This is a genomic window from Variovorax sp. ZS18.2.2 (assembly GCF_024701975.1).
Lineage (GTDB): Bacteria > Pseudomonadota > Gammaproteobacteria > Burkholderiales > Burkholderiaceae_C > Variovorax.
This window is the reverse complement of record NZ_JANLNM010000027.1, coordinates 1-1,228: the sequence shown is the minus strand read 5'-3', so window position 1 is coordinate 1,228 and position 1,228 is coordinate 1. Positions and strand designations below refer to the sequence as shown.

Here is a 1,228-nt window from a genome sequence, read left to right as displayed (position 1 = left end):
TGCTGATGCTGCTGGTCGCTGTACTCAGACCAGAAGAGGTCGAGGTCGACAGGCTGCTGATGCCGCTGGTAGCAGTGCTCAGCCCCGACGACGTGGAAGTCGACAAGCTGTCGATGCTGCTCGTCGCAGTGCTCAGGCCGGACGACGTCGAAGTCGACAAGCTGCTGATGCTGCTGGTCGCTGTGCTCAGGCCACTCGAAGTCGAGGTCGACAGGCTACTGATGCCGCTCGTCGCCGTGCTCAGGCCGCTCGAAGTCGAGGTCGACAGGCTGTCGATACTGCTGCTGGTCGTGCTCAAGCCGGTTGACAGGCTCGAAATGCCACTGGTCGCAGTGCTCAAACCAGACGACGTCGAAGTCGACAGGCTGCTGATACTGCTCGTGGCGGTGCTCAGTCCGGACGATGTCGAGGTCGACAGGCTGCTGATGCCACTCGTTGCAGTACTCAGACCAGACGAAGTCGAGGTCGAGAGGCTGCTAATGCCGCTCGAGGTAGATGTCGACAAGCTACCGATGCTGCTCGTGGCGGTGCTCAAACCAGACGAGGTCGACGTCGACAGGCTGCTGATGCTGCTGGTCGCCGTGCTCAGGCCGGACGACGTCGAAGTCGACAGACTGCTGATGCTGCTGGTCGCCGTGCTCAGGCCGGACGACGTCGAGGTCGACAGGCTGCTGATGCCGCTCGAGGTCGACGTCGACAAACTGCTAATGCTGCTGGTAGCGGTGCTCAGGCCAGACGACGTCGAGGTCGACAGGCTGCTAATGCCGCTCGAGGTCGACGTCGACAAGCTGCTAATGCTGCTGGTAGCGGTGCTCAGACCAGACGACGTCGAGGTCGACAGGCTGCTGATACCGCTCGAGGTCGACGTCGACAAGCTACCGATGCTGCTGGTCGCGGTGCTCAGGCCAGACGACGTGGAAGTCGACAGGCTGCTGATACCGCTCGAGGTGGACGTCGACAAACTGCTAATGCTGCTGGTAGCGGTGCTCAGGCCAGACGACGTCGAGGTCGACAGGCTGCTAATGCCGCTCGAGGTCGACGTCGACAAGCTGCTGATGCTGCTGGTCGCAGTGCTCAGGCCAGAGGAGGTCGAGGTCGACAGGCTGCTGATGCCGCTCGAGGTCGACGTCGACAAACTGCTAATGCTGCTGGTAGCGGTGCTCAGGCCAGACGACGTCGAGGTCGACAGGCTGCTGATACCGCTCGAGGTAGACGTCGACAAGCTGCT

General features: G+C 61.9%; 1 protein-coding gene. It reads left to right on the top strand.

Features of this window, described 5'->3' with window-relative positions:
* A partial coding sequence (locus NU688_RS33885; protein WP_257865370.1) for a hypothetical protein occupies positions 1–1,228 on the top strand: 1,228 nt, incomplete at both ends.